A 26,413-nucleotide genomic window follows, 5' to 3' on the forward strand; every position below is an offset into this window, starting at 1 on the left:
TGACAATGCGAGGAGCGAAATGACCATCGATTCATCCATCTTCGATCGCGATCTCGACGCGTGCGCGGCCAATCACGTCGCGCTGACGCCGCTGAGCTTCATCGCGCGGACCGCCGCGATCTACCCCGACCACGTGGCGGTCGTACATGGGCCGGTGCGCCGCACCTGGGCCGAGACCTATGCCCGCACCCGGCGGCTGGCCAGCGCGCTGGCCGCGCGTGGCCTGGGGCGCGGCGATACCGTTGCCGTGATCGCGGCCAACATTCCGGAGATGTTCGAGGCCCATTTCGGCGTGCCGATGATCGGTGCCGTGCTCAACACCATCAACACGCGTCTCGACGCTGCGGCGATCGCCTTCATCCTCGACCATGGCGAGGCCAAGGCGGTGCTGGTCGATCCGGAATTCGCGGACCTCGCCCGCGCCGCGCTGGAACTGACAAGCGATCCGGACCGGCTGGTGGTCGATATAGAGGATGTCATGGTCGAGGGCGGCAGCCGGCCCAGGGCAGGAGCGCTGACCTACGAGGCGCTGCTGGCCGAGGGCGATCCGGACTTCGCCTGGACCTGCCCGAGCTCGGAATGGGACGCGATCACGCTCAACTACACGTCGGGAACAACGGGCAATCCCAAGGGCGTGGTCTACCATCACCGCGGCGCACATCTGAACGCCCTGTCCCAGATCCAGACCTGGAACATGCCGGCGCATTCCGTCTATCTCTGGACCCTGCCGATGTTCCATTGCAACGGCTGGTGCTTTCCCTGGGCGATCGCCGCCAATGCGGGAACCTCGGTGTGTCTGCGCGCGGTCAGGGCGGAACCGATCTTCGAGCTGATCGCGGCGGAACGGGTCACCCACTTCTGCGGCGCGCCGATCGTCCTCAACATGCTGGCGCAGAATGCCGCCCTGAAGACTTTCGACCACGACGTCAAGGTGATGACGGCCGGCGCCTCGCCGCCCGCCGCCGTGATCGAGGCGATGGAGGCGATGGGCGTCGAGGTGACCCACGTCTACGGACTGACCGAGGTGTTCGGCCCCGCGGTCGTCTGCGCCTGGAAATCGGAATGGGACGCGTTGCCCGCCGATCGCCGGGCGCGGCTCAAGGCGCGGCAGGGGGTCAAGAACACGGCGCTGGCCGAACTTATGGTCGCCGATCCCGGGACCCTGAAGCCGGTGCCGCCGGACGGGCGAACCATCGGCGAGATCTTCATGCGCGGCAACAATGTCATGCGCGGCTACCTGAAAAACCCCGCGGCCACGGCAGAAGCCTTCCGCGGCGGCTGGTTCGCCTCGGGCGACCTGGGCGTCATGCACCCTGATGGCTATGTCGAGCTGAAGGACCGCTCCAAGGACATCATCATCTCCGGTGGCGAGAATATCTCTTCGGTCGAGGTCGAGGACGTGCTCTACCGCCATCCGGCGGTGCTGGAGGCCGCCGTTGTGGCACGGCCGGACCCCAAATGGGGCGAAAGCCCCTGCGCCTTCGTCGAGCTGAAGCCGGGCAGGGCGGCCAGCGAGAGTGACATCATCGCCTTCTGCCGCGCGCATATGGCGCATTTCAAGGCGCCCAGGACGGTGGTCTTCGGGGCGTTGCCGAAGACGTCGACCGGCAAGATCCAGAAGTTCGTCCTGCGCGACGCGGCGAGGACGCTGGGCGATGCTGCCGGGTGAAGCTGCCGGGCGATGGGGCCTGCGCTAGGCGGGATCCGGGTAGGGCAGGCGCAGTTCAAAACAGGCGCCCCTGGTGCTCGGGGCAAGGGTCAGGTCGCCGCCATGGGCTTCGGCCGCCTCGCGCGCGATCGCCAGGCCGAGGCCGCAGCCCCGGCTTGCGGTAACGGAGCTGCGGTAGAAGCGCTCGAAGATCCTGGGCGCGTCTTCCGCCGGGATCCCCGGTCCCTGGTCGCATACGGTGATGAAGGCTGCCTGGTCGCGGAAATCCATCACGACCAGCACCTCGTCCCCGGGCGACGAGCCGTGGACGACGGCGTTGTCGATCAGGTTTTCCAGAGCCTCCTCCAGCAGCAGGTCGTCGCCGCGTATGGGGCGCGGCGCGCCCCGCACGTCCAGGGCGATGCCGATGTCCCGCCGGACCGAGCGCTCGAAATGCCGACCCGCCACCGTCTTGACCAAAGCTTCCAGGTCGACCGGATCGCTTTTCGCCAGCAGCGAACGGCCCCTGATGCGTTCGATCGACAGCAGTTGCTGGGTCAGCCGGCCGGTCTGGCGCGCGGTCGTCGCCAGCACCTCGACGCGGGCGCGCAGCGACGCCTCGTCGGGCGCCGTCGTCGCAGCCTCCGCCTGCGCCTGGATGGCGGCGACCGGATTGCGCAGCTGATGGGCGGCGTCGGAAATGAACCGCTCGCGCAGCGCGAAGGCTTCGGCGAGGCGGGAGAACAGGGAATTCATCGCGGCGACGAGGCTACGGACCTCGGTGGGCACCGGGCGCCGGATCGGGCTGAGGTCGTCGGGGCTGCGCCGGTTGACCGCCTCGCGCAGATCGTCCAGCGGCCGGAGGCCGCGCGAGATGGCGACCGAGACCAGCAGCGCCGCCGTCGCGATCAGCAGGGCCATCAGGGTCAGCGACTGGGCGAGCAGCGAGCGGGTGAGTGCCTCGCGCTGCCTGACGGTTTGCCAGACCTTGACCGTCACCCAGCCGCCGAAGCGCGGTTCGGCGAGGAACTCGCGCAGCACGACCGCGCGCACCGGCCGCTCGTCCGTCACGGAATCGTAGAACACCGGCTGGCCGCCGCCGACCTCGACACCGGGCGGCACCGGCGGCGGATCCGAATAGCCGGTGAAGAAGCGGCCGCCCGGGCCGGAGACCTGATAGTAGACCGGATCGCCGAGCGCCTTGGTGAGGGAATCCAGCAGTTGCTCGGCCAGGATGTCGCCTTCGTTCATGACCACATCACGCGAGATGGTCAACGCCACCGTCAGCAGGGTGTTGTCGTAGACGGTCCTAGCCAGTTGCTCGGCCATGACGAAGCGGACCACGGCGGCGATCCCTGCGACCACGATCAGCGGAATGATGATCAGCAGGAACAGGCGCTTGCGAAGCGACAGGATCCTCATGCGCGGCTGTCGTCGAGGAGATAGCCGAGGCCGCGCGCGGTGCGGATCTCGACGCCAGTGTCGTGCAGCTTGCGGCGCAGGCGCGAGACCAGGAGCTCGACCGCGTTCGGCTCGATGTCCGAGCCGCTGCCGTAGAGCGTCTCGGCGATGGTTTCCTTGGTCACCACCCGGCCGGCGTTGTCCAGGAGGCACTCGAACAGCGCCATTTCGCGGCGCGGCAGGTCGAGCGTGCCACGCGTGCCGCACAGCTTGCGGGCGGCGCGGTTGTAGGTCAGCGATCCGATCACTTCCTCGACCGGCTTGAGAGTCTGTCGGCGCCGCGACAGCGCCCGGATGCGGGCCAGCAGCTCGGCCATGTCGAACGGCTTGACGAGGTAGTCGTCCGCTCCCGCGTCCAGGCCGGCGACCTTGTCGCCGGTGTCGCCGCGGGCGGTGAGAATCAGCACCGGCATCGCGCTTTTCCGCAACCTCAGATTGCGGACGACCTGCAGGCCGCTCATCCCCGGCAGGTTGACATCGACGATCGCGAGATCCGCGCCCTGGGTTGCGAGGAAGCGGTCGGCATCCTCGCCGTTGTTCAGTACGTCGACGGCATGCCCTTGATCCAAAAGCGCATTCTCAATTCCGCGGCAGAGATTCCGGTTGTCTTCGACCAGGGCGATCCGCATTTTCTTCCTCTGACAGGTTCCGGACAGAAAACTACAATAAAGTCGCACCCCTTGAAACCGCCTCGGCGGTTCTGTGAGCCTGCGTTCCATCCACTCTGCTCCTGCCGGAATGAGTGTTCACGTCCGGCTGGCAACAGAGTATAAGGGGTTTGGGAGGACTACTTTATGAAAACTTACCTCAACATGACGCGCCGCAGTGCGCTCGGCGTCGTTGCCGCCGGTATTGCGGGCGTGCTCGTCAGCGCGCCCGCCTCGGCTGACGTTTCCTTTGCCGGCAAGACGATCGAATGGATCGTACCGTTCTCGCCGGGCGGCGGGTCGGGCACGATGGCTGCCTTCATGGCGCCATTCCTGACCAAGTACCTGCCGGGTAATCCGACCGTGACCCTGGTCTACGAGCCGGGCGGCGGCTCGATCAAGGGCTCGAACATGTTCGCGGCCGTCGCCAAGCCGGACGGACTGACGATCCTGGTCACCTCCGGCTCGACCCAGTTCCCGTATCTGCTCGGCGATCCGCGCGTGCGCTACGAATATGCCGACTGGCACATCGCGATGGCCGGTCCGACCGGCGGCGTCGTCTACACCAGCCCGTCGACCGGCGTGACCTCGCCCGACGACATCGGCAAGCTCGTCGGGCAGAAGCTCGTCTACGCCAGCCAGGGCGCCACCTCGCTCGACCTCGTGCCGCTGATGGGCTTCCGCCTGATGGGCCTCGATGTGCAGCACGTGTTCGGCTTCAAGGGCCGCGCCGACGGTCGCCTCGCCTTCGAGCGCGGCGAGACCAACATCGACTACCAGACCTCGTCGGCCTACCTGAAGAACGTCCAGCCGCTGGTTGCCGAGGGTAAGGCGATCCCGCTGTTCTCCTGGGGCGTGCTCGACGAGGACGGCAACCCGATCCGCGACCCGAACTTCCCGGACATCCCGCACTTCGCCGAGGCCTACGAAAAGCTGACCGGCAAGACGCCGTCCGGACCGGAATACGACGCCTACTTCGCCTTCTTCACCGCCGGCTTCCCGGCCCAGAAGATGGTGTTCCTGCCCAAGGGCACGCCGCAGGAGATCGTCGACGCCTACCAGGCCGCCTTCGAGGCCATGAAGGACGATCCGGAGTTCCAGGCGAACGCCGCGTCGGCCGTGGGCGAATACGGCCACGTCACCGGCAAGGCCGCGGACGCGCTGTTCGAGAAGGGCACCGTGATCGCGCCCGAACTGCGCAAGCAGGTGGTCGACATGCTGACCAGCGAATACGGCGTCAAGCTGGGCGAATGATGCTCCGCGCCAGGTGGCTTTAACCCAGGCACCTGCACCCAGTGACTGACATGGGGACGGCTTTCGAGCCGTCCCCACCCGATATCCTGACGAACGAAAACGATCGGATGTAACCGTGGTCGAAGTCTTCTTTGCCGCGCTCGCAGACCTGTTGTCCGTGCAGCACCTGCTTTACATGCTCGTCGGCGTCCTCGTCGGCCTGTGTGTCGGCATCTTTCCGGGTCTTGGCGGCATTGCCGGCCTGTCGCTGCTGGTGCCGTTCCTGTTCGGCCTGGACAACGTTTCCGCACTCGCCATGCTGATCGGCCTGGTCGCCGTCATCCCGACATCTGACACGTTCTCCTCCGTCCTCATGGGCATTCCCGGATCGTCCGCCTCGCAGGCGACCGTGCTCGACGGTTTCCCGCTGGCCAAGAACGGCGAGGCTGCCCGGGCGCTGTCCGCGGCCTTCATCTCGTCGCTGTTCGGCGGCGTCGTCGGGGCCATCATCCTGACCGGCTTCGTGCTGATCGCCCGCCCGCTGATCCTTATGTTCGGATCCGCCGAACTGTTCATGCTGTCGCTGTTCGGCCTGTCGATGGTCGCCGTGCTTGCCGGCCGCAGCCTGCCGAAGGGGCTGGCCGCCTGCGCGCTCGGCCTCGGCATCGGATCGCTCGGCGGTGCGCCGGCGACCGGCGAATTCCGCATGGTCTACGACATCCACTATCTCTACGACGGCATTCCGCTGGTGATCGTCGGCCTCGGCCTGTTCGCCATCCCCGAGATCGTCGACTTGCTGCGCGCCGACCGCTCGATCGCTCAGGGCGCGCGCATCGGCACGGGCTGGTTCAAGGGCATCCGCGACTGGTGGGCGAACCTGTTCCTCAGCGTCCGCTGCGCGGGGCTCGGCTGCCTTATCGGCGCCATTCCCGGCCTCGGCGGTTCGGTGGTCGACTGGATCGCCTACGGCCATGCGGTGCAGACGACGAAGGACACCTCCAGGTTCGGCAAGGGCGACATCCGCGGCGTGATCGCGCCGGAAAGCTCCAACAACGCCATGCAGGGCGGCGCCATGCTGCCGACGCTGATGTTCGGCATCCCCGGCTCGGGCGCGATGGCGGTGTTCCTCGGCGGCATGGCCCTGGTCGGCCTCGAGCCCGGTCCATCGATGGTCGGCGCCGATCTCAACGTCACCTATGCGGTCATCTGGTCGCTGGCCATCGCCAACATCATGGGCGCGGGCTTGTGCATCATGCTGGCGCAGCCGATCTCGCGGCTGACGCTGATCCCGTTCCAGTTGCTTGCCCCGTTTATGATCGTGGTGGTGTGCTTTGCCGCCTTCCAGGCGACCCGGGCGCTTGAAGACCTGATCGCGCTGCTGCTGCTGGGAATGATCGGTATCCTGATGAAGCGGTTCGGCTGGCCGCGGCCGGCGCTGCTGATCGGCTTCGTGCTGGCGCCGCAGGCGGAAAACTACTTCTATCAGGCCGTTCAGTTCTACGGCTTCGACTTCATCAGCAGGCCGGGCGTCATCGTCATCGGCATCCTGACGATCATCTCCGTCGCCATCGGCCTGCGCAACCGGGTCGACGACAGCGGGTCCGACTCGGTCGCGGCCCATGCCGGCGGCAACCTGTCCAGGCGGATGCCGCAGATCCTGTTCGCGCTGTTCGTCGCAGGCCTCTTCCTCACCGCCCTGATCGACTCGATGGAGCATTCGTTCCTCGGCGGCATCTTCACGATGGGCTCGTCGATCATCGGTCTCGCGCTGACCCTCATCCTCGTCGTCACGCTGGTCGTCAGCCAGCAGGGCCACGCCTCGCTGTTCGATACCGAGGCCGAGAGGGGCACGGGACGACGCGGATTGTGGGAGGGGCTGTTGTGGATCACCGGCCTGGTCGCGCTGTCGGCGCTGGTCGGCTTCTACCTGGCGATGCTGGCGTTCTTCCCGCTGTTCCTGCGCGTTCGGGCCAGGGCGAGCTGGCTCAAGACCGCGATCCTCACCATCGGCATCGCCGTCTTCATCCTGGTGCTGGCCAACGCCCTGTCGCTGAACTTCCCGCGCGGCCTGCTGCAGGATGCCTACGACCTGCCCTGGCCGTTCCGGTGAGCCGATCATGGACCTTCTCGTTCTCCCGGGCGACGGCATCGGCCCGGAAATCACCGATGCCACGGTCCGCGTGCTGCGCACGGCCGACACGCGCTTCCGGCTGGGCCTCAGCCTGTCGGAGGACCGGATCGGCCTTGCAGCGCTGAAGGCCGAAGGCACCACCCTGCCGGAGCGCGTGCGCGAGCGCGCGCTGGCGGCCGATGGCGTGGTGCTGGGACCGGTCTCGCACAATGAATATCCGCCGGTCGCGCAGGGCGGCATCAATCCGTCGGGCGCCCTGCGCAAGCAGATGCAGCTTTACGCCAACATCCGCCCGGCCCGGTCGCGGCCGGGGCTGCCGACGCCGATCGCCCGGCCGGTCGATCTCGTCGTCATGCGCGAGAACCTGGAAGGCTTCTACGCCGACCGCACCATGTTCGCCGGCGGCGGCGAGTTCATGCCGGTACCCGGCGTCGCGCTGGCCATGCGCAAGATCACGGCCGATGGATCGCGCCGCATTGCCGAGGCGGCCTTCGCCCTTGCTGCCACGCGGCCGGCGCGACGGGTGGCCGCGATCCACAAGCAGAACGTCATGCGCATGTCCGACGGCCTGTTCCTGGACGAGGTGCGGGCCGTCGCCAAGGCGTATCCGGACATCGCCTACGAGGAAGTCCTGGTCGATTCCGCCGCCGCGCTGCTGGTGCGCGCGCCGGAGCGCTTCGATGTGCTGGTGACGACCAACATGTTCGGCGACATCCTGTCGGATCTGGCCTCCGAACTGGCGGGCGGTCTCGGCCTTGCCGCATCGTTGAACCTCGGCGCCGATCATGCCGTAGCGCAGGCCCAGCACGGCTCGGCGCCGGACATCGCGGGAAAGGACCTCGCCAACCCGACCTCTTTGATCGTTTCGTCGGCCATGCTGCTGCGCCACCTCGGCGCCACCGCGGCTGCCGACGCGATCGAGGCTGCGATCGACGCCGCCCTTGCTCACCCCGAAACCCGCACCCGCGACCTCGGCGGCGCCCTCGGCACCGCCGCCTTTGCCGATACGGTCTCCCGCCTCATCGAGGACATTGCACCATGACCCAGATCGCCATTCCCTATCACTTCCTGCGCGGCGGCAGCTCGCGCGGCCCCTATTTCAACCGGGCGGATCTGCCGCAGGATCTCGACACGCTGGCGAACGTGCTGGTCGCCGTCGTCGGCGCCGGCCACCCGCACAACATCGACGGCATCGGCGGCGGCACGGCGGTGACCACCAAGGTCGCCATGCTCAGCCGCTCCGAAACGCCGGATGCGGACGTCGACTATTTCTTTGCCCAGGTGTCGGTCGAGGAGCCGCTGGTCGACTTCAAGCCGACCTGCGGCAACATCCTGTCGGGCGTCGGCCCGGCGGCCATCGAGATGGGCCTGGTCGAACCGCAGGGCGACAAGACGCGCGTGCGCATCCGCGCCGTCAACACCGGGGCCCGCGTCGAGGCGATCGTCGACACGCCGGACGGCAAGGTGAACTACGAGGGCGACACCGCCATCGACGGCGTGCCCGGTACCGCCGCGCCGGTGTTCCTCAACTTCCTCGATGTCGTCGGCTCCAGCTGCGGCGCGCTGCTGCCGACCGGCAACCTGCGCGACACGATCGACGGCTATGAAGTCACCTGCATGGATGTCGCCATGCCGATGGTGATCGGGCGCGCCGCCGACTTCGGCATAACCGGCTACGAGACGGCGGCCGACCTCGATGCCGACCGCGAGCTGATGGCGCGCATCGAGGCCGTCCGCCTCGAGGCGGGTCGGCGCATGGGCATGGGCGACGTTGCCAAGTCGGTAACGCCGAAGTTCGGCCTGATCGCACCGGCGCGCGACGGCGGCACCTTCGCGGCGCGCTACTTCATGCCGTGGAACTGCCATCCGACCATGGCCGTGACCGGCTCTCAGTGCCTCGCCTCCTGCGCTTTGACGCCCGGCACGGTGGCAGACGGCCTCGTCGCCACGCCGGAGGGCGTGCCGGCGCTGGTGCTGATCGAGCATCCGATGGGGCAGATCGACGTCACCGTCGACTACGAGAACGGCCCCAACGGCTTCGAGCTGCGCTCCGCCGGCCTTGTGCGCACGGCGCGCCTGCTTGCGCGCGGCGAGGTGCTGGTGCCGGAGCGCGCCTTCACGGCCAAGACGGCGAAGACGGCAGGCGCATGAGCGGACTGCACTGCTACGACGCCCTGGCGCGGGCGTTCCTGAACGAGGGCGTGCGCGCCTGCTTCGCCCTGCTCGGCGACGCCAACATGAACTTTGCCACCCGGCTGTCGGATGGCGGCTGCCGGATGATCTACGTGCGCCACGAGCACACGACCGTGTCGGCGGCGATGTCCTATGCCCGGGCGACCGGCGAGGTCGGGGTCGCCACCGTCACCTGCGGTCCGGGCCTGACGCAGACCATGACGGCGCTCGCCGCCGCGGCGCGCGCCGGCATTCCGCTGGTCGTGTTCGCGGGCGAGGCGCCGATCTCGACCGCCTGGTACAACCAGGGCATCGACCAGGCGCCGTTCGTCACCGCCTGCGGCGCGGCCTATGTCGCCCTGCATCATCCGGCGCGCCTTGCGGTCGGCGTGCGTGATGCCTTCCTGCAGGCGAAGACGGAAAACCGCCCGGTGGTGGTCGGCGTGCCATTCGACCTGCAGGACCAGCCGTGGACGGAGGCGGCGATGCCGGCGCCGTCCGGCGCCGTCCTGCCCAAGGCCTCGCCGATGCCGCCGCATCCCGATGATGTCCGTCGGGCCGCGGAGCTCGTGGCCGGATCGCGCAGGATCGTCGTCATCGGCGGCCGCGGCGCGCTGCTGGCCGACGCCGCACCGGCCTGCCGGGCGCTGGCCGAGGCCTGCGGCGGGCTGCTCGCCAACACGCTGCCGGCGCGCGGCCTGTTCGACGACGATCCCTTCAGCGTCGGCATCGCCGGCGGCTTTTCCTCGGACGTCGCCCGCGAGGCCTTCGCCGAGGCCGATCTGGTCATCGCCGTGGGCATGAGCCTGGCCGCCCATGCCGCCGATGCCGGCCGGCTGTATCCCAGGGCCGCCGTCCTGCATGTCGACACCCGGCCGCGGGCGATCAGCCAGGGCCGCCTGGCCGCGACCCATCACCTGCGCGCCGACGCCCGCCTCGGCATCGAGGCGCTGACGTCCGCGCTGCCGCCGGCGCGGCCGGAGCGGTGGCGCTCGGACGACCTCGCCCGGGCGATCCGCGAACGGCCCGCCGACAGCACCGTCTTCCCGGCCAGGCCCGGCACGCTCGACCCGCGCGACGTGGTCAGGGCGCTCGACGCCGTGCTGCCGCGCGAGTGGGAATCGGTCAACTCGTCGGGGCACTGCTCCTATTTCACGGCGCACATGCGCGGGCGCCCGGCCGAGCGGTTCCATACGATCCGCGAGTTCGGTGCCATCGGCAACGGTCTCGCCTATGCGATCGGCGTCGCCGCCGCGCGGCCCGACACCAAGGTCGTGCTGTTCGACGGCGACGGCAGCCTGCTGATGCACGTGCAGGAACTGGAGACGATCCACAGGCACGGGCTCGACATCCTGATCTGCGTGCTCAACGACGGCGCCTACGGTTCGGAGATCCACAAGCTGCGTTTCGAGGGGCTGTCGGATGCCGGCGCGGTGTTCGGCTACACCGATCTCGCCACGCTGGCGCGCGGCTTCGGCCTGGACGGGCGGCGGATCGACGACCTCGACGCGGTCGGCGAGATCGCCCTTGCCGCCGGACGTACCCGTTCCGCCGCGCTCTGGGACTTCCACGTCTCCGACGCGGTGGTGTCGCCGGTGATCCGTCGCTCCCATTCCGCAAAGCCCTGATCCGCCCCGCTAGCCAGGATGCAGACCGCCATGAAGGTGCATATCCTCGACGACTGGTTCGATACGCTGAAGACCCTGCCGAGCTTCCGCCTGCTCGACGGCCACGACGTCACCGTGTGGACCGACCATGTGGAAGATGTCGATGTCCTCGCCGACCGCCTCGCCGAGGCGGAGGCGCTGGTGCTGTTCCGCGAGCGCACGGCGATCACCGGGCCGCTGCTGGCGCGCCTGCCGAAGCTGAAGCTGATCAGCCAGCGCAGCGTCTATCCGCATGTCGACGTTCCCGCCTGCACCCGCCACGGCGTGCTGCTGTCGTCCAACATGCAGGCCGACGCGCCGTCCTACGCGGCGGCGGAACTGACCTTCGCGCTGCTCCTGGCCGCCGCGCGCCAGTTGCCGGCCCAGATCACCTCGCTGAAGGCCGGCACCTGGCAGTGCGGCGTCGGCAAGAGCCTGCGCGGGCGCACGCTCGGCCTGTACGGCTACGGCCGCATCGGCAAGGCCGTGGCGGGCTATGCCAGGGCCTTCGGCATGGTGGTGCAGTGGTGGGGCTCGGAGGACGGCCGGGCGCGTGCTGCCGCCGCCGAGGAGAGCGTGGCGCCAAGCCGCGAAGCCTTCTTCGCGACGTCCGATGCGGTCAGCGTCCATGTCCGGCTGAAGCCGGAGACCAAGGGCCTGATCACCCTCGACGACCTGCTGGCGATGCAGCCGGGCGCGATCTTCGTCAACACCTCGCGCTCGGCGCTGGTCGCGCCGGGGGCGCTGCTTGCGGCGCTCGACGCCGGCCGGCCCGGGACCGTCGCGGTCGACGTCTTCGACAAGGAACCGCTCACCGACCCACGCGATCCGCTGCTGACCCATCCGCGCGTCATCGCCACCCCGCATATCGGCTTCGTGACCGAGGACGAACTCGACGGCCAGTTCGCCGACATCTATGCGCAGATCAACGCCTATGCAGCCGGCGCCCCGATCCACATGATCAATCCGGACGCCTTCGGAGCGCGCTGAGACGCGAGGTTCGAAGCCGGTTGCGTCCCCGAGCCGGTCAGTCCGGCCCGGTCTTCTTGCGGGCGCCCGCCAGCCTGGCGGCGATCGGCGCAAGGGTGATCACCAGGATCAGCCGGGTCAGGTGATGCGTGACGACGAAGCCGAGGTCGGCGCCGGCGATGATCGCCAGCACGGTCATCTCGGCCTGACCGCCGGGCGCGAAGGCCAGGAAGGCCTCCAGCGGCGCGGCAAGGCCGGACAGGACGGCGATTTCGGTGAAGACCGCGGCCAGCGCGGCGAGCACGAGGACGAAGGCGACGCCGTAGAGGACGGTCCGCCGCAACTCGTTCAGCGTCACGCCGACATAGGACACGCCGATGCCGAGGCCGATGAAGAACTGGGCGACGACGATCGCCTCCGCCGGCGGGCGGGTGTGCACCAGGTCGGTCAGCGACAGGATGGCGGTGACGACCAGCGGACCGATGATCGAGGCACCGAACAGGTTGAGCCTCTCGAACAGCTTCCAGCCGACCAGGGCGGCAAGGGCGAGCAGGACCAGTTCGTGCCACGGCACCTCGGCCATCGGCCGGCCGATCGGGTTGTCGAGCGAGACGCCGTACAGCGTCGTCAGCAGGATCGGCGCGATGGTGACGATGACCAGGACGCGGGTGGCGTGGATGAGCGACAGGGTGCGCACGTCGCCACCGGCCTCCTGGCCGAAGATGATCATGTCCTGAAGCCCGCCGGGCATCGCCGCATAGAAGGAGGTCACCGGGTCGAGCTTGCAGAAATAGCGGAAGAACGGCACGCCGATCAGGCCGATGAGCGCGATGTAGAGCGGCATCAGGGCGAGCGACAGGGCCATCGCCGGCAGGGCGGCGGCGACGGCCGGGGTGATCGAGGCACCGACGGCGACGCCGAGAATGGTGCGGGCGCCGACGCCGACCTCGCCCATGCCCTGCATCCTGGCGCCGAGCAGGGCGGCAATCAGGCAGGCGGCCATCGGCCCGAACAGGAACGGCAGTGGCAGACCGAGGATCTTGAACGCCGCCACGCCCGCAGCGGCATACAGGATGGTAAGCAGTCGGGCACGGGTGAGGAATTTGGACACGTCGGGTCAGCCGGATGTGGCGAGGCCCTGGGAAGCGGGGCTCGTCGGGAATCGGACAGCTTCTGTATACAATTGTATGCAAAAATATGCAAGCGCGTGAGGGTCTTTTTTCCGAATGCGCATGAGGGGAGAGCGGAGGCTGCGAAGGCACACGGCCGGCGTCGGCGGCCGCGAGTCTGTGCGGCGGCGATAGGGTTCCGACGATAAAAATAATCTATATTAGAATTTTCAATCGGAATTGGACAGGGGCGCCTGGATCGGTGGGAATAGTGGGGTTATCGACCCAAGAGGTTCCCATGACCGAAAGAAATCTGTACCTCAAATTCGTCGAAGCGGACGTCCAGGGCATCATAAGCCTTTATTGGGACAACGCGCCTGAGACCTGCAAGGCGATCTGGGGTGCGCTTGAAAAGCCGATCCGCTGGCCGGCCACGCATGCCATGTTCTCCGGCCCCGAGATCATGATGGGCCTGCCGGAGGAAGCCCGCAATTTCGACCCGACCGCCCTGCCGCCGGAAAACCAGACCGTGCTGCCGGAAGTCGGCGAGGTGCTCTGGTTCTACCAGCCGAAGAACTTCTTCAAGATCGACCCCAGCGAGTTCTGGGAGATCGGCCTGTTCTACGGCGTCGGCGGTCGCACGTTCGGGCCGACCGGCTGGATTCCCTGCACCTATTTCGGTCGCATGACCCACAATCTCGACGCCGTGGCCGAACAGTGCCGGCTGATCCGCACGGAAGGAGCCAAGGTGGTCGAGATTGGACGGGTCGCCTGAGGCGCATCCTACCGCAGTCAACAGAAGGGGAAGTATGATGACATCGAAGCTTGCTAGCACGTTCCTCGGCCTTTCGGCGCTCTCCCTGATGGCGGGCACCGCACTGGCGCAGGACAGGACGCTCACCATCAACTCGTTCGGCGGTGCCTACGAGGAAGCGCACCGCAAGTGCATCATCACGCCGTTCGAACAGGAAAACGGTGCGACCGTGCAGATCGTGACGGCCTATTCGGCCGACGCCTTCGCGCAGCTGCGCGCGCAGAAGGACGCGCCGCAGTTCGATGTCATCCACTTCTCCGGCGGCCAGGAGATCGTGGGTGCGGCCGAGGGGCTACTGTCGCCCATCGACGAGGCCAAGCTGAGCAACGCCGCCGACCTCTATCCGTTCGCCAAGGCCAACCTCGCCGGCGGCGAGGGGCCGGCCTACTCGATCGCGGCCATCGGCCTGATCTACAACTCGGAAACCGCTCCCAAGGCGCCGTCGTCCTGGGCCGACCTGAAGGATCCGGCCTTCGCCGACCACCTGGTGCTGACCGATATCTCGAACGGCTACGGCATGCTCGGCTTCCTGATGCTCAACCAGGTGAGCGGCGGCGATCTGGACAACATCCAGCCGGGTCTCGATGCCGTGACCGAACTGCTTGGCAACGGCGCGATCGTCGTGTCGACCTCGCCCGAGATTCAGCAGGAATTCGCCCAGAACGACGCCTGGGTTGCGCCCTACGCGTCCGACTATGCCTTCACCCTGCGCAAGGCCGGCCTGCCGGCCAAGTTCGTGCAAGGTTCCGAAGGCACGCCGGCGAGCTACATCACGACCAACCTGGTCTCCGGCCGCCCGAACCAGGACCTGGCGCTCAAGTTCATCGACAAGACGATCTCGCCGGAAGCCCAGGCCTGCTTCGCCGAAGCCCTGCGTTACTCGCCGACGAACGCCAAGGCCGAGCTTTCTGCTGAGGTCGCGGCGGATGTCGCCTACGGCGAGGACGGGGTCAAGGGTCTCCTGCGCTTTGATCCGAAGGTGATCGAAGCCAACCGCGCCAAGTGGGTCGAGGCCTGGAACAAGACCATCGCCCGCTGACGCGGACGCTGGCAGGCCGCGATCGCTCGCCCATCGGCGATCGCGGCCGCAGACGCAGACGCTTGGACCGGTTCACATCTTCTGTCAGAACATGAACCTGCCCAGGAACCGACGGAGTGTCCTTACCGATGTCAGATCGCGCGGAAAACCTGCTGCTCGCGCTTCCGGGCCTTCTGCTTCTGGCGCTGGCCTTCTTCCTCCCCATAGGCCAGATGATGCTCCTGAGCCTGTCGGGCCCTGACGGTCCCACACTCGAGCATTTCGCCCGCTTCCTCGGCGACAGCTATTATCTCGGCATCCTCTGGCGCACCGTGCGCCTGTCCCTGATCATCACCGCGATCTGTGCCGTCATCGGCTTTCCGCTCGCCTACATCATGGCCAGGGTTGGCCCGCGGCTGCGGATGTGGCTGGTGATCGCGGTCATCCTGCCGCTGATGACCAGCGTCGTCGTGCGCACCTTCGGCTGGATGGTGCTGCTGTCGCGCTCCGGCCTAGTGCCCGAGCTGCTGCGCGACATGGGGCTGGTCGGCCGCAGCTTCGGGCTCATGCAGACCGAGACCGCGATCGTCATCGGCATGGTCCAGGTTCTGCTGCCGTTCATGACCCTGTCGATCCTCGGCGTCGTCACCCGCATCGAGATCCGCCTGGAGGAAGCCGCCCGCACCATGGGCTGCAGCTTCCTGCAGACGATGCGCGCCGTGGTGCTGCCGCTGTCGCTGCCCGGCATCGTCGCCGGCTCGCTGCTGGTGTTCACCCTGTCAGCGAGTTCCTTCGTGACGCCGAACCTCCTGGGCGGTGCCCGCATCCAGGTGCTGGCCTCCTCGATCTACAAGTCGGTGACGCAAAGCCTCGAATGGCCGTTCGCCGCAGCCCAGGCGGTCATTCTGTTCGTCGGTATCCTTCTGGTGCTGGTACCCTATATCCGGCTGTCGGGGGCGCGCCATGGTTAGGTCGGTTCCCGGCTGGCTGCGCGTTGCGGCCATTGTCTTCATCGCCGCGACGCTAATCGTGCTGCTGGCGCCGCTGATCGTGGTGATCGGCGCGTCGGTGTCCGAAAGCCAGTTCATCTCGTTTCCGCCGCAGAATTTCTCGCTGCGCTGGTATGCCGCGGTGCTGTCGTCCAGCGCCTATCTGTCGGCGGCCCTGATCAGCCTCCAGATCGCCCTTGCGGTCACGGTCACCGCGACGCTCGTCGGCGGTGCGGCCGCCATCGCCCTGCACCGCCGGCAGTTGCCGGGCAGTGAGGTTCTGGCGACGCTGTTCCTCTCGCCGCTGGTTCTGCCGACGATCATCTATGCGATCGGCATGCTGATGTTCTGGAGCGCGACCTTCGGTCCGGTGTCGCCGGTCGTGCTGTGGCTCGGCCATTCGGTCATCGCCCTGCCCTATGTGGTGCGCACGACGCTCGCCGTTCTGAGCGAATCCGATCCGGCGCTTGAGGAGGCCGCCCGCACGATGGGCGCCAACCGCTTGCAGCGGCTGTGGCTGGTGGTGGTGCCGCAGTGCCTGCCGGGCCTCGCTGCGGGCGCCTTCTTCGCCTTCAACATTTCCTTTGACGAGGCTGTTCTGTCGCTGTTCCTGCGCAAGCCGGGCCTGACCACGCTGCCGGTCCAGATCTACGGTCAGCTCGAGTTCAGCCCCGACCCGTCCGTTGCTGCGGTTTCGAGCCTCATGATTGCCATCACCGTGGTCCTGATCCTGGTGATCGACCGCATGCTCGGGCTGAAGCGTGTTGCGAGTGTCTGATCCATGTCCAATGTGAAGCTTGAATCCATCCGCAAGTCCTTCGGTCCCGTGGATGTCCTGCACGGCATCTCGGTCGACATCACGTCCGGCGAGTTCGTCAGTCTGCTCGGCGCCTCGGGCTGCGGAAAAACCACGCTGCTGCGCATTGTCGCCGGTCTCGAAAGCGTCACCTCCGGCCGGGTCGAGATCGACGGCCAGGACGTCACCGCGCTGCCGCCCGAGCGGCGCGACATCTCGATGATGTTCCAGTCCTACGCCCTGCTGCCGCATCTGTCCGTCTACGAAAACGTCCGCTTTCCGCTGCGCATGCGCCGCATCGGCAACCGCGAGGAGCAGGACGCCCGGGTCAGGGCGGCGCTGGAAACCGTGCAGCTCGGCGCACTCGGCGAACGCCGGCCACGCCAGCTGTCCGGCGGCCAGCAGCAGCGCGTCGCGCTCGCTCGCGCAGTGGTGTCCAATCCCAAGGTGCTGCTGCTCGACGAGCCGCTGTCCAACCTCGACGCGCGCCTGCGCGAGGACATGCAGGTGGAACTGATCGAGATCCACAAGCGGCTGGGCCTGACCACACTGTTCGTCACCCACGACCAGGAAGAGGCCCTCAGCCTGTCCGACCGCATCGTCCTGCTCAACCGCGGACGGGTCGAACAGGAGGGCACGCCCGCGCAGATCTATGCCAGCCCGGCCACCCGGTTCGCCTCCAGCTTCCTCGGCTCGGCGAACCTGGTTGAGGCAACCGTCGGCGAGGAGAACGGCCAGCCGGTCGCCGAACTCGCCGACGGCCAGCGCCTTGCGCTGCCGGCGGCAACCAGCCTGCGCGGCGCGGTCACCCTGGCGCTGCGCCAGGAGGACCTGAGCATCGGTTCCGCCGGGCAGCCGGCGGGGTTGAGGGCGCAGGTGCGCACGCGCGTCTATCTCGGCGCGCGCAACCGTTATGTCCTGACCCTTGCCGGAGCGCCGGTGCGAGCGCTGACCTCGAACGAGCTTGCGTTCGGTTCCGGCGACATGGTGTCGCTCGGCATCGACCCGGCCCGCGTGCGCGTGCTGCCGCGATAGCGCGGGAGTCGGCGGCCTGTGCGCCCGCGCCTTTTATGATAGAGAGGACACGATGCGCGATCTCGACATGGTCACTTTCGTGGTCCTCGCCCGCAACCGGCACTTCGGGCGGACTGCGGAGCAGCTGAACACCACCCAGCCGGCGATCTCCTCGCGGCTGGCCGCACTGGAGGCCGAATTCGGCTGCCGGCTCGTGCATCGCGGCGACCGCGAGTTCCAGCTGACGCTGGAGGGCGAGCGCGTGCTGGTGGTGTTCAAGGAGATCCTCGGCCTGATCGACCGGCTCAAGGACAGCGTCAAGAGCCCGGACGGCCACGTGCCCGACGTCGTGCGCATCGGCGCGATCGATTCCGTCGCCTCCACCTGGATGCCGCACCTGATGGAATCGCTGCAGCAGATCGCCCCCAATCTCAGGGTCGAACTGATCGTCGAGGGCACCCAGCGCCTGGTCGCGGAAATGGTCAACGGCGAGTTCGACCTGATCTTCTGCCTCGACCCGGCGATCGGCGACGGCTTCCGCAGCTTCAACGTCTGCGTCTGGGAAATGATCTGGGCCGGCTCGCCGAAGCTGATCGACGAGGCCCGTACCTACGACGTCGACGAACTGGCGCAGATGCCGATCATCACGTTTCCCAAAAACACGCCGCCCTACCGCCAGATCGCGCCCTATTTCCAGGACGAGAGCGTGCTGGCGTCCAAGATGACCAGCTCGAACTCGCTGTTCGCGATCATCAACCTCCTGATCGCCGGCTTCGGGATCAGCGCGATCCCGAGCATCACGATCCAGCGCGAGCTCGAAATGGGCCTGCTGCGGCCGATCGACGTGTCGAAGCGATTCCCGCCGATGCCGATCATCGGCACCTACCAGTCGTCCACGCACCAGGACGTCATCCAGGTGGTGGTCGAGCAGGCGCGCCGCAGCGCCCGCGACTTCTGCGACAACGCCGCCGGCAAGACGGCGTGGATCATCTAGTCCGACAGAAGTCGACAGAAGTCCGGCAGGGTTCCGGTGGTCTTCCGGCGGTGATCCAGCACCCCCGAAGTCCTAGGTCGACGGCGTGTCGTCGCCCTGGTCGAGCGCGGCGAGGCGTGTGAGGGCTTGCGCGCACAGCCGGGCGCTATCGGCGAGCACGGTGAGCGTTTCGGCGTGATCGGCGCAGGTCTGCGCGTCGAATTCGCCGTCCGGCAGGTCCGCGAGATCGTCCAGGAAGGCGATGCCGGCGCGCAGGCGTCCGGCGGACTTGCGGATATCCTTCAGCAGATGGTGCCGGATCCGGCGGCTCTCCCAGGCGACGAGCGCTTCCATGGTCCGGTCGATCTCGTCCTGGCAGCGGCACGGCATGTGCAAGTCGGCGAGAATGCGGCGTATGCGGGCGATCGCCATCCGCTCGGCGACTGCGGTCGCACCGAGGAGATCCTGCGCCGGCGTGTCGATGTCTACAGGGTCACGTGTCGCCATCCGGCTTCTCCGGCAAGGTAGGCGTTGCACACCGGTCCGGGAAGATCCATCGCCGTGAGCGCCGATTCCGCGTCGGCCGGAGACATGTCGCCGTCGAGCAAGGCCCGGTAGGTCCGGGCAACGGCGACCATGTCGACCGTGTGCAGCGACAGGCGCAGGCGGCCGATGCCGTTGGCCGCGAGCCGGTCCGCGTCGAGCGTGACCGCCTGGCAGGCATCCGACAGGGTCTGGATGCCGTTGACCGCCAGGAAGCGCCTGTTGTCGAGGGTCCTCACCGCCATGCCGTCGGGGTCGCGGTCGCAGACGAACTGGCAGGAATCCTTGGCGAGGCCGTGAGCACGGGCGTGATAGCAGCGGCTCGACAGGGCGAGCGGCAGGCGCCCGAAGGCGAACAGTTCAACCGTGATCTGCGGATGCGCGGCGCCGGCTTTGCGGATCGAGTCCAGCGGCACCTCGACCGGCGGGCACCAGTCGCTGGCCCCGCGCGCAGCGAGGAAGCCAAGGGCAGCCTCATTGTAGACATTGAGGAACGGGCCGGCGACGAACGCTCGCTCAAGCGGATCGGCGAGCAGGGAGAAGTCGTTGAGTTCGAGCGTCAGGCCGGATGCGGCAAGGTCCTTAAGGGTCTTGCGTTCGCGTACCGTCGCCGGCAGCGCGAGCGCGGACAGGACCACCGTCTTGCCGGCCCGCTGCAGCCGCTCGATCACCTGCGGCCACAGCGGGTCGGTGAAGGGCATGCGCTTGCCGCAGACGACCTCGCCGACATAGACGCGCTCGACCGGCGCCTCGTCGGCGATGCGGGCATAGAAATCGGCGAGACGATCCGCCGGCCAGTTGAACAGGCATGGCCCGAGGGCCAGTTCGATGGCAGCCATCCATGGGTCCTTTCTCAGCGCCAGGTCTTCCGGTAGGCGCCGGTGGTCTGCCGGCCGCCTTCGGCGAGTGCAGCGAGTTCGGCCGAAAGGTCCGTCACCTGGTTTCCCTGCGCCAGCGCATCGACGGCTCGGCGGAAGGCGCGCACGACGCTGGCAACGTAGGCCTTGCCGCGCTGGCGGCCCTCGATCTTCAGGGCGGTGACGCCAGCCGCCTGCAGGGCCGGCAGCAGGGTGGCGGCGTTCAGGCTGACCGGGTCCTCGAACAGGTAGCCCGTCTTGCCCGTGGCGGCGAACTGGCCCTTGCACAGGGTCGGATAGCCGGCCGGCTCGCCGGCGGCGAAGCGGTCGATGGTGAAGCCGCCGAGGTGGGCAAGCAGGGATCCGTCCGCGGCCTCCTCATAGGCGACGTGGCTGGGCGGCGAACAGACGCCGGTCAGGTTAGGCGACTTTCCGGTGGCATAGGAGGACAGCGCGCAGCGGCCTTCCGTCATGACGCACAGCCCGCCGAAGACGAAGACCTCGGTCTCGACGTCGATCTCGCGGTTCAGCCGGGCGATCTCCTCCACCGACAGCACCCGCGGCAGCACCACGCGCCGGACGCCGAAGGCCTCGGCGTAGAAACGGATCGCTTCGGGCGTATTGGCAGCCGCCTGAACCGACAGGTGCAGCCGCAGGCCGGGATGGCGGCGTGCCGCATGGTCGAGCACTGCGAGGTCGGCGGCGATGACCGCATCCGCACCGGCGCCGGCGGCGGTGTCGACGGCCTTCTGCCAGATGTCCAGGGCTCCGGGCCGGGCGAATGTGTTGATGGCGACCAGCACCTTCGCGCCGTGCCGGTGGGCGTAGTCTATGCCGGCGGCGAGTTCCGGGCCCGAGAAATTGAGGCCGGGGAAGTTGCGGGCGTTGGTCTCGTCGTTGAAGCCGCAATAAATGGCATGGGCGCCCGCATCGACGGCAGCCCGCAGGGCCGCCGGCGTGCCGGCGGGGCAGACCAGCTCGAGGGGATGCCGTTGGGCGGGAGCGGAGCGTGTCGCGGCGTTCATCGCACGGCCCCTGCGCGCGAGCGCTGCTCGACGGCGGGCGCCCCGACCAGCCGGCGGGCGAGGTCGAGCGCCTGCGCCGTCCGCCGGTTCACGATCTCGGCCACGGGGCCGTTCAGGCCAACGAATTCGGCGGGCGTCAGGTCCGCTTCCTCCAGCGTGTTGCGCAGCGCCAGAACGTGCTCGGTCTGGCCCTCGATGGTGATGTCGCGGGCGAAGAAGGCGGCGTCGCCGTCGTAGCTGCCGTCGAACAGGCCGAGCAGGATGAGCAACGGGCCTTCGATGCGGGCCGCCGCTCCTTCGATCCGGTCTCTGTTGACGACGTCTATGCGCGACTGCCGGCCGCCGAGGCGGACGACGAAGGCGACCGGAAGATCGGAAGGAGACACGGCGATCGGCACCTGCGCGGTCGCCCCCAGTCGCGCGATGAGATCCGGACGGCGCTGGACGAATTGCCGCACGAGGCGGGTCAGGGCCAGTTCCAGCGGCCAGTGTGGCAGGGGTTTCATCAACAGGGCGACGAGCGGCGGGAGTTCTCCGCGGGATCTGTGGCGTATCATGTCGGCCTCTTCGCTAGCGTGGCAGAGTCTAGTCGACGGCCGGGCGCGCACCCCTTGATGAAGGTCAAGGCAAGGTGGGCAAATTGTCCCACTCTGGACACTCCTGTCCACACGGGACCCAGCATCGCGTGTGGCCGATCCTGCCTGTAAAGCCGTCTGCCGATGCATCTGCGCTCCCTGCCAGCCTTTCCGGACCTGCCGGCCTATCTCGCCCACCTCGACGGGCGCGGCGAGGTGACGCGGATCGCAGCGCAGGTCTCTGTCCGTCTTGAGGCGACGGAGATACACCGTCGGGTGATCGCGTCCGCCGGTCCGGTCCTGCATTTTGAACGGCCCGTCGATGCCGCCGGCAAGGCGTTCGCCATGCCGCTGCTGGCCAACCTGTTCGGCACGCGCACGCGTGTGGCTGCCGGGCTCGGTATCGAGCCCGGCGATCTGGGGCGGTTCGGCACCTTTCTTGCCGCGCTGCGCGCGCCCGAGCCGCCGGCATCCCTCGGCGATCTGAAGGCGCTGCTGCCGGTCGCCCGGGCCGGGCTGGCGGCCCGACCGAAGACGGTTGTCCGTCCGCCCGATCTGCGCGCCGCACCGGTCGACCTGTCCGCGCTGCCGGTGCAGACCTGCTGGCCGGGCGATGCCGGTCCTCTGATCACCTGGGGCATGGTCGTCACCCGTCCGCCTGGGCCGGATGACCCGAGACGCTACAATCTCGGCATCTACCGCATGCAGGTGCTCGGTCCCGACCGCGCCATCCTGCGCTGGCTGCCGATGCGGGGCGGCGCGCAGCACCATCGCGAGTGGGCGGCCCTGGGTGAGCCGATGCCTGTTGCGGTGGTCATCGGTTGCGATCCGGCGACCCTCCTGTCGGCCGTGATTCCGGCGCCAGAAGGCGTCGGCGAACTGGCGCTTGCCGGCATTGTCAATGGCCGGCGCAGCCGCGTTATGCCCTGCCGCACGATCGGTCTGCATGTGCCGGACAGCGCGGAGATCGTGCTCGAAGGCCTGGTGCAGCCCGGTCTGGTCGCGCTGGAAGGGCCGTTCGGCGATCACACCGGCTATTACAACGATCCGGATCTCTATCCCGTGCTCCGGCTGTCGGCGATCGACATCCGTGACGGCGCGGCCTACCTGTCAACCTTCACCGGCCGCGCGCCGGACGAGCCGTCGGTCATCGGCGCGGCGATGACCGATGTCTTCGCGCCTCTGCTGCGCCAGGCGGTGCCCGAAATCCTTGATGTCCACCTGCCGCCGGAGACCTGCTCCTACCGAATGGCGGTGCTGCAGGTCGACAAGCGCTATCCGGGCCAGGCACGACGCGCGATGCTGGCCTTCTGGTCGCTGCTGCCGCAATTCTCGATGACCAAGTACGTCATCGTCGTCGATCGCGACATCGACATCCGCTCCTGGCCTGACGTCATGTGGGCGGTGGCGACGCGGGCGGACCCGGAGCGGGATCTCGTCGTGCTGGCGCGCACGCCGGTCGATCAGCTCGATTTCGCCAGCCCGCTCGTCGGGCTCGGCGGCAAGCTCGGCATCGACGCGACCGTCAAGATCGGCACGGAAACGGCCCGGGCCTATGCGCAGCGGCTGGCGATGCCCCGAGACGTCGTCGCACGCGTCGATCGGCGCTGGGACGAGTTGTTCACCGAGAGCGCGGTGTTGAGAGCGCAGGAGGAACCGGCATGACCGCCCGCGTCGTCGTCGGCGTGTCGGGGGCGTCAGGCGCATGTCTCGGGCAGGCGGTCCTGGAGATCCTGCGTGCCATCGGGGCGCAGACCCACCTGGTGATCAGCGCCGGCGCCGAGCGGACCATCGCGCATGAACTCGGGCCGGACGGACGCCGGAGCATCGAGGTCCTGGCGACGATGAGCCATCGCTCCGATGACCTCGGCGCTCCGATCGCCAGCGGGTCCTTTGCCGTCGATGCCATGATCGTCGCGCCGTGTTCCATGCGCACGCTGTCGAGCATCGCCCACGGCACCGGCGACAGTCTGCTCGCCCGCGCGGCCGACGTGACGCTGAAGGAGCGACGCCGGCTGGTGCTGCTTGCCCGCGAGGCGCCGCTGCACCTCGGTCATCTGGAAGCGATGGTCGCGGTCACGCGGATGGGGGCGATCGTGTCGCCGCCGGTACCGACGTTCTATGCGCGGATGACCGGTCTCGACGACATGGTGCGCCAGATCGCGGCCCGCGCGGTCGCCTCCGCCGGCCTCGACCCCGGACCGCACCTGCAGCGCTGGGCCGGCATGGACGCTACGACGACCGGCGCCGGCTAGCACCTCCTGTCGCCGAGCGTCACCGGATCGGACAGGAGCGGCCAGTAGGCCTTCAGCCAGACGAGAAAGGCAAGCGCCCACAGGGTCGCGGAATGGGCTGTGCGCGATGCTACCTGCGTTCGCCCGGTTTTCCGGATCCGGAACGCCGGTCTGGGTGTCAGCCGTCGAGCCAGCGGGCGGTGCCGTCCGATCCACTCAGTCGGGCGCGCGCGCCAGGGAAGGACTTCAGCGCGGCGTCAAAGACGTGTTCGCCGCAAATCAGGGCTGCTGTCGAAAGGCCGTCCGCCACAGCCGCGGTTGCGGCAACGACGCTGGCGCCGTGTGCGCCTTCGGTTGCCGGCCTGCCGGTGCGCGGATCGAGGATGTGGCCTGCCGTGCCATCTGCGTCGAAGGTTGTGCCATGGCGAGCGGAACTCGCCACAGCGCGGTCGACGAGCGTCAGGCTTTCCGTAGCCGGATCGGCGGACCGCTCCGGATCGAGGCGTACCCGCCAGCCGTCTTTGCGGCCGTCGTTGCCGCTCGCGCGGATCTCGCCCATGTCGACCAGGAGATCGGTCATGCCGCCGGCGCGCAGCAACGTGGCGATCCGATCGGTGACGAAGCCTTGGGCGATGCCGTTCAGCGTCAGCGCCATGCCCTTGCGGCCGAGACGGATCTCGCCGGCCTCGATCGTGACCGCATCGAAGCCGACGTTGTCGCGGACCGCGTCGATCTCCGCTGTCGAGGGAGGGCGTCCCTTGTCGGCGTGGCAGTCCGCATGCAGCGCCCACAACGGCTGGATGGACGGATCGAAGGCGCCGTCGGTCGCGCGATGGATGCGCGCCGCAAGGCCGAGCAGTTCGACGAGGTCGAGCGGCGGTTCGTCGAGGCGTCCGTCGCGGTTGAGACGGACCAGAGCGCTGTCGGTGCGATACAGGTTGAAGATCGCTTCCAGGCGCCGTATTTCCGTCTCCGCGGCGGCGAGCAGGGCATGCGCCCGGACACTGTCGGTGTGGAGCAGGCGAATCTCGGCAGCTGCGCCGAGTGCGATGCCTTGCCAGCGGTAGACATGTGCCTCTGCGCGGGTCGCAACGGGCAGCGTGGCCGATGCGATGGCGGCCGCGGAGATCGCCAGGAAGCGGCGACGGGAAGTCTGCGATCCGGTCATCGATCGTTCTCCGCAAGTTGGACAGGCGCGCGCGGGAGCGCGGTTTCCGGCGCCGACGGTTCGCCTGCGATCGGGGCCAGGACATATTCGGTCGGAATGGCATCGAAACGCAGGACCGCGCCGCCCTTGGCGGCGGCGAAGGCTTCCGCGTCGGCCCTTGAGCCGAAGGGTATGGCCTCGGGAGCACCCATGCCGCCCACGGTCGCGCTGCCGATCACGAACCAGGCGTCCGCGACATCGATCCAATTGGATACGCCGGGCTCGTCCCAGCTCTCGGCCCTGGCCATGTCGTTGACGTAGATGGCGACATAGTCCTTCGGCTCCTCCGGCAGCCGGGTGAAGGCGACCGCGTCGCGGACCTGGGTGAACCAGATCGGATGCGGGTTGCCGGCGAAATGGATTTGCGCCTTCGGCCCGCCGTGCTCCAGCACGGTCATCTGGCAATAGTGACCGGCGGCTTCCTGGGTCAGTTCGACCGGCAGCGGCCTGGTCTGCGCCGTCTCGTCCTGGCAGGCAGCAAGGGCGAGGGCTAGGGTTGCGAAGGGAACGGCAAGCCGGATCATGGTGCGATCCTCCTTACGAGGGCGACGGCGAGCGACAGGGCGACGCCGACGAAGACGAACATGGCGATCAGGGTGGCACGTGGGGCGAACGGCAGGCTGTCGGACACCCCGGCCATGCCGCCGACGAGGTCGGAGGCATCGAGGGCGGCGAGGTTGAACAGCCGGAAGGCGTCCGCCGGATTGGCCAGGATAGCGTAGGGAAAGACCTGCGTGGCGAAGCGTCCGCCGGTGTCGGCGACAAGCGCGCCGAGGAGCGCGAGGTCGTAGATGACGACGAGTACAAGCCAGGCGCCGATCGCAAGCGCTGCGGCCGTGCTGGTCTGACGGGTCAGCGAACTCAGGATATAGCCGATCGCCAGGAAGGCGAGGCCGAGCAGGGCGGAGGTCGCAATCAGCCGGGCGAAGTCGGTCAGGCCGGCAACCGATCCGGCTCCTGACGCGATCAGCAGGGCTGCCGTGACGCCGTAGCCGGTGATCAGGGCAAGGGTCAGGACGCAGAGATGTCCGAGCGCCTTGCCGAACAGAAACTCCGCCCGCGAGATCGGGCAGGAGAAGACCAGCAGCAGGGTGCCGCGGTCAATCTCGCCGGCGATCGCGTCGAAGGCGAGCAGCAGCGCGATGAGGGGCACCAGATAGACCGATAGGGTCGCCAGTGAGGCGACGGTTATGGTCAGGCGGTCGACGCCGAGCGTGCCGGCCGGGGCCGAGCCGAGCAGGGCGAGGGCCAGCGAGAAGCTGGCCAGGATGAGCGTGGCAAGTACGATCCAGCGGTTGCGCAGGCCGATGCGCAGCTCCTGGGCGGCCACGGTAAGGATGCGGGTCGGCATG

General features: G+C 68.1%; 25 protein-coding genes. 15 read left to right on the plus strand and 10 right to left on the minus strand.

Annotated features, from left to right (window positions below):
* Positions 1-19: 19 nt before the first annotated feature.
* Positions 20-1,669, plus strand: a complete 1,650-nt coding sequence (locus tag SL003B_RS02725) for an acyl-CoA synthetase (protein WP_013651294.1) — start codon at positions 20-22, stop codon at positions 1,667-1,669.
* Between the two features lie 24 nt (positions 1,670-1,693).
* Here the strand turns inward: SL003B_RS02725 and SL003B_RS02730 are convergent, their stop codons facing one another.
* Positions 1,694-3,070, minus strand: coding sequence for a sensor histidine kinase (locus tag SL003B_RS02730; RefSeq protein WP_013651295.1), 1,377 nt, complete (start codon positions 3,068-3,070; stop codon positions 1,694-1,696).
* Positions 3,067-3,738 (minus strand): response regulator transcription factor, encoded by a 672-nt coding sequence (locus tag SL003B_RS02735; protein WP_013651296.1) that lies wholly within the window; start codon positions 3,736-3,738, stop codon positions 3,067-3,069. The genes SL003B_RS02730 and SL003B_RS02735 overlap by 4 nt, the downstream gene beginning before the upstream one ends.
* A gap of 165 nt (positions 3,739-3,903) precedes the next feature.
* Between SL003B_RS02735 and SL003B_RS02740 the strand changes: the two genes are divergently transcribed.
* From SL003B_RS02740 to SL003B_RS02765, 6 genes are all read left to right on the plus strand, one after another.
* Positions 3,904-5,010, plus strand: a complete 1,107-nt coding sequence (locus tag SL003B_RS02740) for a Bug family tripartite tricarboxylate transporter substrate binding protein (protein WP_013651297.1) — start codon at positions 3,904-3,906, stop codon at positions 5,008-5,010.
* A gap of 115 nt (positions 5,011-5,125) precedes the next feature.
* A complete protein-coding gene (locus SL003B_RS02745; RefSeq protein ID WP_013651298.1) occupies positions 5,126-7,099 on the plus strand; it encodes a tripartite tricarboxylate transporter permease in 1,974 nt (657 codons plus the stop codon).
* 7 nt (positions 7,100-7,106) lie between these two features.
* Positions 7,107-8,162 carry an isocitrate/isopropylmalate dehydrogenase family protein gene (locus SL003B_RS02750; protein WP_013651299.1) on the plus strand — a complete coding sequence of 352 codons (1,056 nt, stop codon included), beginning with the start codon at positions 7,107-7,109 and terminating at the stop codon, positions 8,160-8,162.
* Entirely contained in the window at positions 8,159-9,271 is a 1,113-nt protein-coding gene (locus tag SL003B_RS02755) for a 4-oxalomesaconate tautomerase (RefSeq protein ID WP_013651300.1), read from the plus strand. The genes SL003B_RS02750 and SL003B_RS02755 overlap by 4 nt, the downstream gene beginning before the upstream one ends.
* Entirely contained in the window at positions 9,268-10,920 is a 1,653-nt protein-coding gene (locus SL003B_RS02760; RefSeq protein ID WP_013651301.1) for a thiamine pyrophosphate-binding protein, read from the plus strand. Before SL003B_RS02755 ends, SL003B_RS02760 begins: the two co-directional genes overlap by 4 nt.
* Before the next feature lie 30 nt (positions 10,921-10,950).
* Entirely contained in the window at positions 10,951-11,928 is a 978-nt protein-coding gene (locus SL003B_RS02765) for a D-2-hydroxyacid dehydrogenase family protein (protein WP_013651302.1), read from the plus strand.
* 37 nt (positions 11,929-11,965) lie between these two features.
* Here the strand turns inward: SL003B_RS02765 and SL003B_RS02770 are convergent, their stop codons facing one another.
* Positions 11,966-13,018, minus strand: coding sequence for an AbrB family transcriptional regulator (locus tag SL003B_RS02770; protein WP_013651303.1), 1,053 nt, complete (start codon positions 13,016-13,018; stop codon positions 11,966-11,968).
* Between the two features lie 296 nt (positions 13,019-13,314).
* On the opposite strand from SL003B_RS02770, the gene SL003B_RS02775 reads away from it, so the two are divergent.
* From SL003B_RS02775 to SL003B_RS02800, 6 genes are all read left to right on the plus strand, one after another.
* Positions 13,315-13,791: a DUF3830 family protein gene (locus SL003B_RS02775; protein ID WP_013651304.1), complete on the plus strand. Its 477-nt coding sequence runs from the start codon at positions 13,315-13,317 to the stop codon at positions 13,789-13,791.
* A 34-nt stretch (positions 13,792-13,825) separates the two neighbouring features.
* Positions 13,826-14,869 (plus strand): ABC transporter substrate-binding protein, encoded by a 1,044-nt coding sequence (locus tag SL003B_RS02780; RefSeq protein ID WP_206771953.1) that lies wholly within the window; start codon positions 13,826-13,828, stop codon positions 14,867-14,869.
* 128 nt (positions 14,870-14,997) lie between these two features.
* The gene (locus SL003B_RS02785) at positions 14,998-15,819 is read left to right on the plus strand and encodes an ABC transporter permease (RefSeq protein ID WP_013651306.1); all 822 of its coding nucleotides are present in this window, start codon (positions 14,998-15,000) and stop codon (positions 15,817-15,819) included.
* On the plus strand, positions 15,812-16,615 hold the full coding sequence (locus tag SL003B_RS02790) for an ABC transporter permease (protein ID WP_013651307.1): 804 nt from the start codon (positions 15,812-15,814) through the stop codon (positions 16,613-16,615). Before SL003B_RS02785 ends, SL003B_RS02790 begins: the two co-directional genes overlap by 8 nt.
* 3 nt (positions 16,616-16,618) lie before the next feature.
* The gene (locus SL003B_RS02795; protein WP_013651308.1) at positions 16,619-17,668 is read left to right on the plus strand and encodes an ABC transporter ATP-binding protein; all 1,050 of its coding nucleotides are present in this window, start codon (positions 16,619-16,621) and stop codon (positions 17,666-17,668) included.
* Between the two features lie 52 nt (positions 17,669-17,720).
* The gene (locus SL003B_RS02800; protein ID WP_013651309.1) at positions 17,721-18,641 is read left to right on the plus strand and encodes a LysR family transcriptional regulator; all 921 of its coding nucleotides are present in this window, start codon (positions 17,721-17,723) and stop codon (positions 18,639-18,641) included.
* A 72-nt stretch (positions 18,642-18,713) separates the two neighbouring features.
* Here the strand turns inward: SL003B_RS02800 and SL003B_RS02805 are convergent, their stop codons facing one another.
* From SL003B_RS02805 to ubiT, 4 genes are read right to left on the minus strand one after another with little or no spacing between them, the layout of a single operon-like run.
* Positions 18,714-19,127 (minus strand): hypothetical protein, encoded by a 414-nt coding sequence (locus tag SL003B_RS02805; protein WP_013651310.1) that lies wholly within the window; start codon positions 19,125-19,127, stop codon positions 18,714-18,716.
* A complete protein-coding gene (gene ubiV, locus SL003B_RS02810) occupies positions 19,106-20,002 on the minus strand; it encodes a ubiquinone anaerobic biosynthesis protein UbiV (protein WP_013651311.1) in 897 nt (298 codons plus the stop codon). The genes SL003B_RS02805 and ubiV overlap by 22 nt, the downstream gene beginning before the upstream one ends.
* Positions 20,003-20,016: 14 nt before the next feature.
* Positions 20,017-21,045, minus strand: a complete 1,029-nt coding sequence (ubiU, locus tag SL003B_RS02815) for a ubiquinone anaerobic biosynthesis protein UbiU (RefSeq protein WP_013651312.1) — start codon at positions 21,043-21,045, stop codon at positions 20,017-20,019.
* Positions 21,042-21,602 carry a ubiquinone anaerobic biosynthesis accessory factor UbiT gene (gene ubiT / locus SL003B_RS02820; protein ID WP_158306623.1) on the minus strand — a complete coding sequence of 187 codons (561 nt, stop codon included), beginning with the start codon at positions 21,600-21,602 and terminating at the stop codon, positions 21,042-21,044. The genes ubiU and ubiT overlap by 4 nt, the downstream gene beginning before the upstream one ends.
* A 162-nt stretch (positions 21,603-21,764) precedes the next feature.
* Here ubiT and SL003B_RS02825 point away from each other — a divergent pair, with 162 nt between their 5' ends.
* Complete coding sequence (locus tag SL003B_RS02825) at positions 21,765-23,285, plus strand: UbiD family decarboxylase (protein ID WP_013651314.1); 1,521 nt, start codon at positions 21,765-21,767, stop codon at positions 23,283-23,285.
* Positions 23,282-23,875, plus strand: coding sequence for a UbiX family flavin prenyltransferase (locus tag SL003B_RS02830; protein WP_013651315.1), 594 nt, complete (start codon positions 23,282-23,284; stop codon positions 23,873-23,875). The genes SL003B_RS02825 and SL003B_RS02830 overlap by 4 nt, the downstream gene beginning before the upstream one ends.
* Positions 23,876-24,032: 157 nt before the next feature.
* Here the strand turns inward: SL003B_RS02830 and SL003B_RS02835 are convergent, their stop codons facing one another.
* Genes SL003B_RS02835 through SL003B_RS02845 form a run of 3 tightly spaced genes read right to left on the minus strand, consistent with a single transcriptional unit; the run spans position 24,033 to position 26,412 of the window.
* A complete protein-coding gene (locus SL003B_RS02835; protein WP_013651316.1) occupies positions 24,033-25,022 on the minus strand; it encodes an FAD:protein FMN transferase in 990 nt (329 codons plus the stop codon).
* A complete protein-coding gene (locus SL003B_RS02840; protein WP_013651317.1) occupies positions 25,019-25,585 on the minus strand; it encodes a nitrous oxide reductase accessory protein NosL in 567 nt (188 codons plus the stop codon). The genes SL003B_RS02835 and SL003B_RS02840 overlap by 4 nt, the downstream gene beginning before the upstream one ends.
* The gene (locus SL003B_RS02845) at positions 25,582-26,412 is read right to left on the minus strand and encodes an ABC transporter permease (RefSeq protein ID WP_013651318.1); all 831 of its coding nucleotides are present in this window, start codon (positions 26,410-26,412) and stop codon (positions 25,582-25,584) included. Before SL003B_RS02845 ends, SL003B_RS02840 begins: the two co-directional genes overlap by 4 nt.
* Position 26,413 lies beyond the last annotated feature (1 nt).

It is taken from the genome of Polymorphum gilvum SL003B-26A1, from assembly GCF_000192745.1.
Taxonomy (GTDB): domain Bacteria; phylum Pseudomonadota; class Alphaproteobacteria; order Rhizobiales; family Stappiaceae; genus Polymorphum; species Polymorphum gilvum.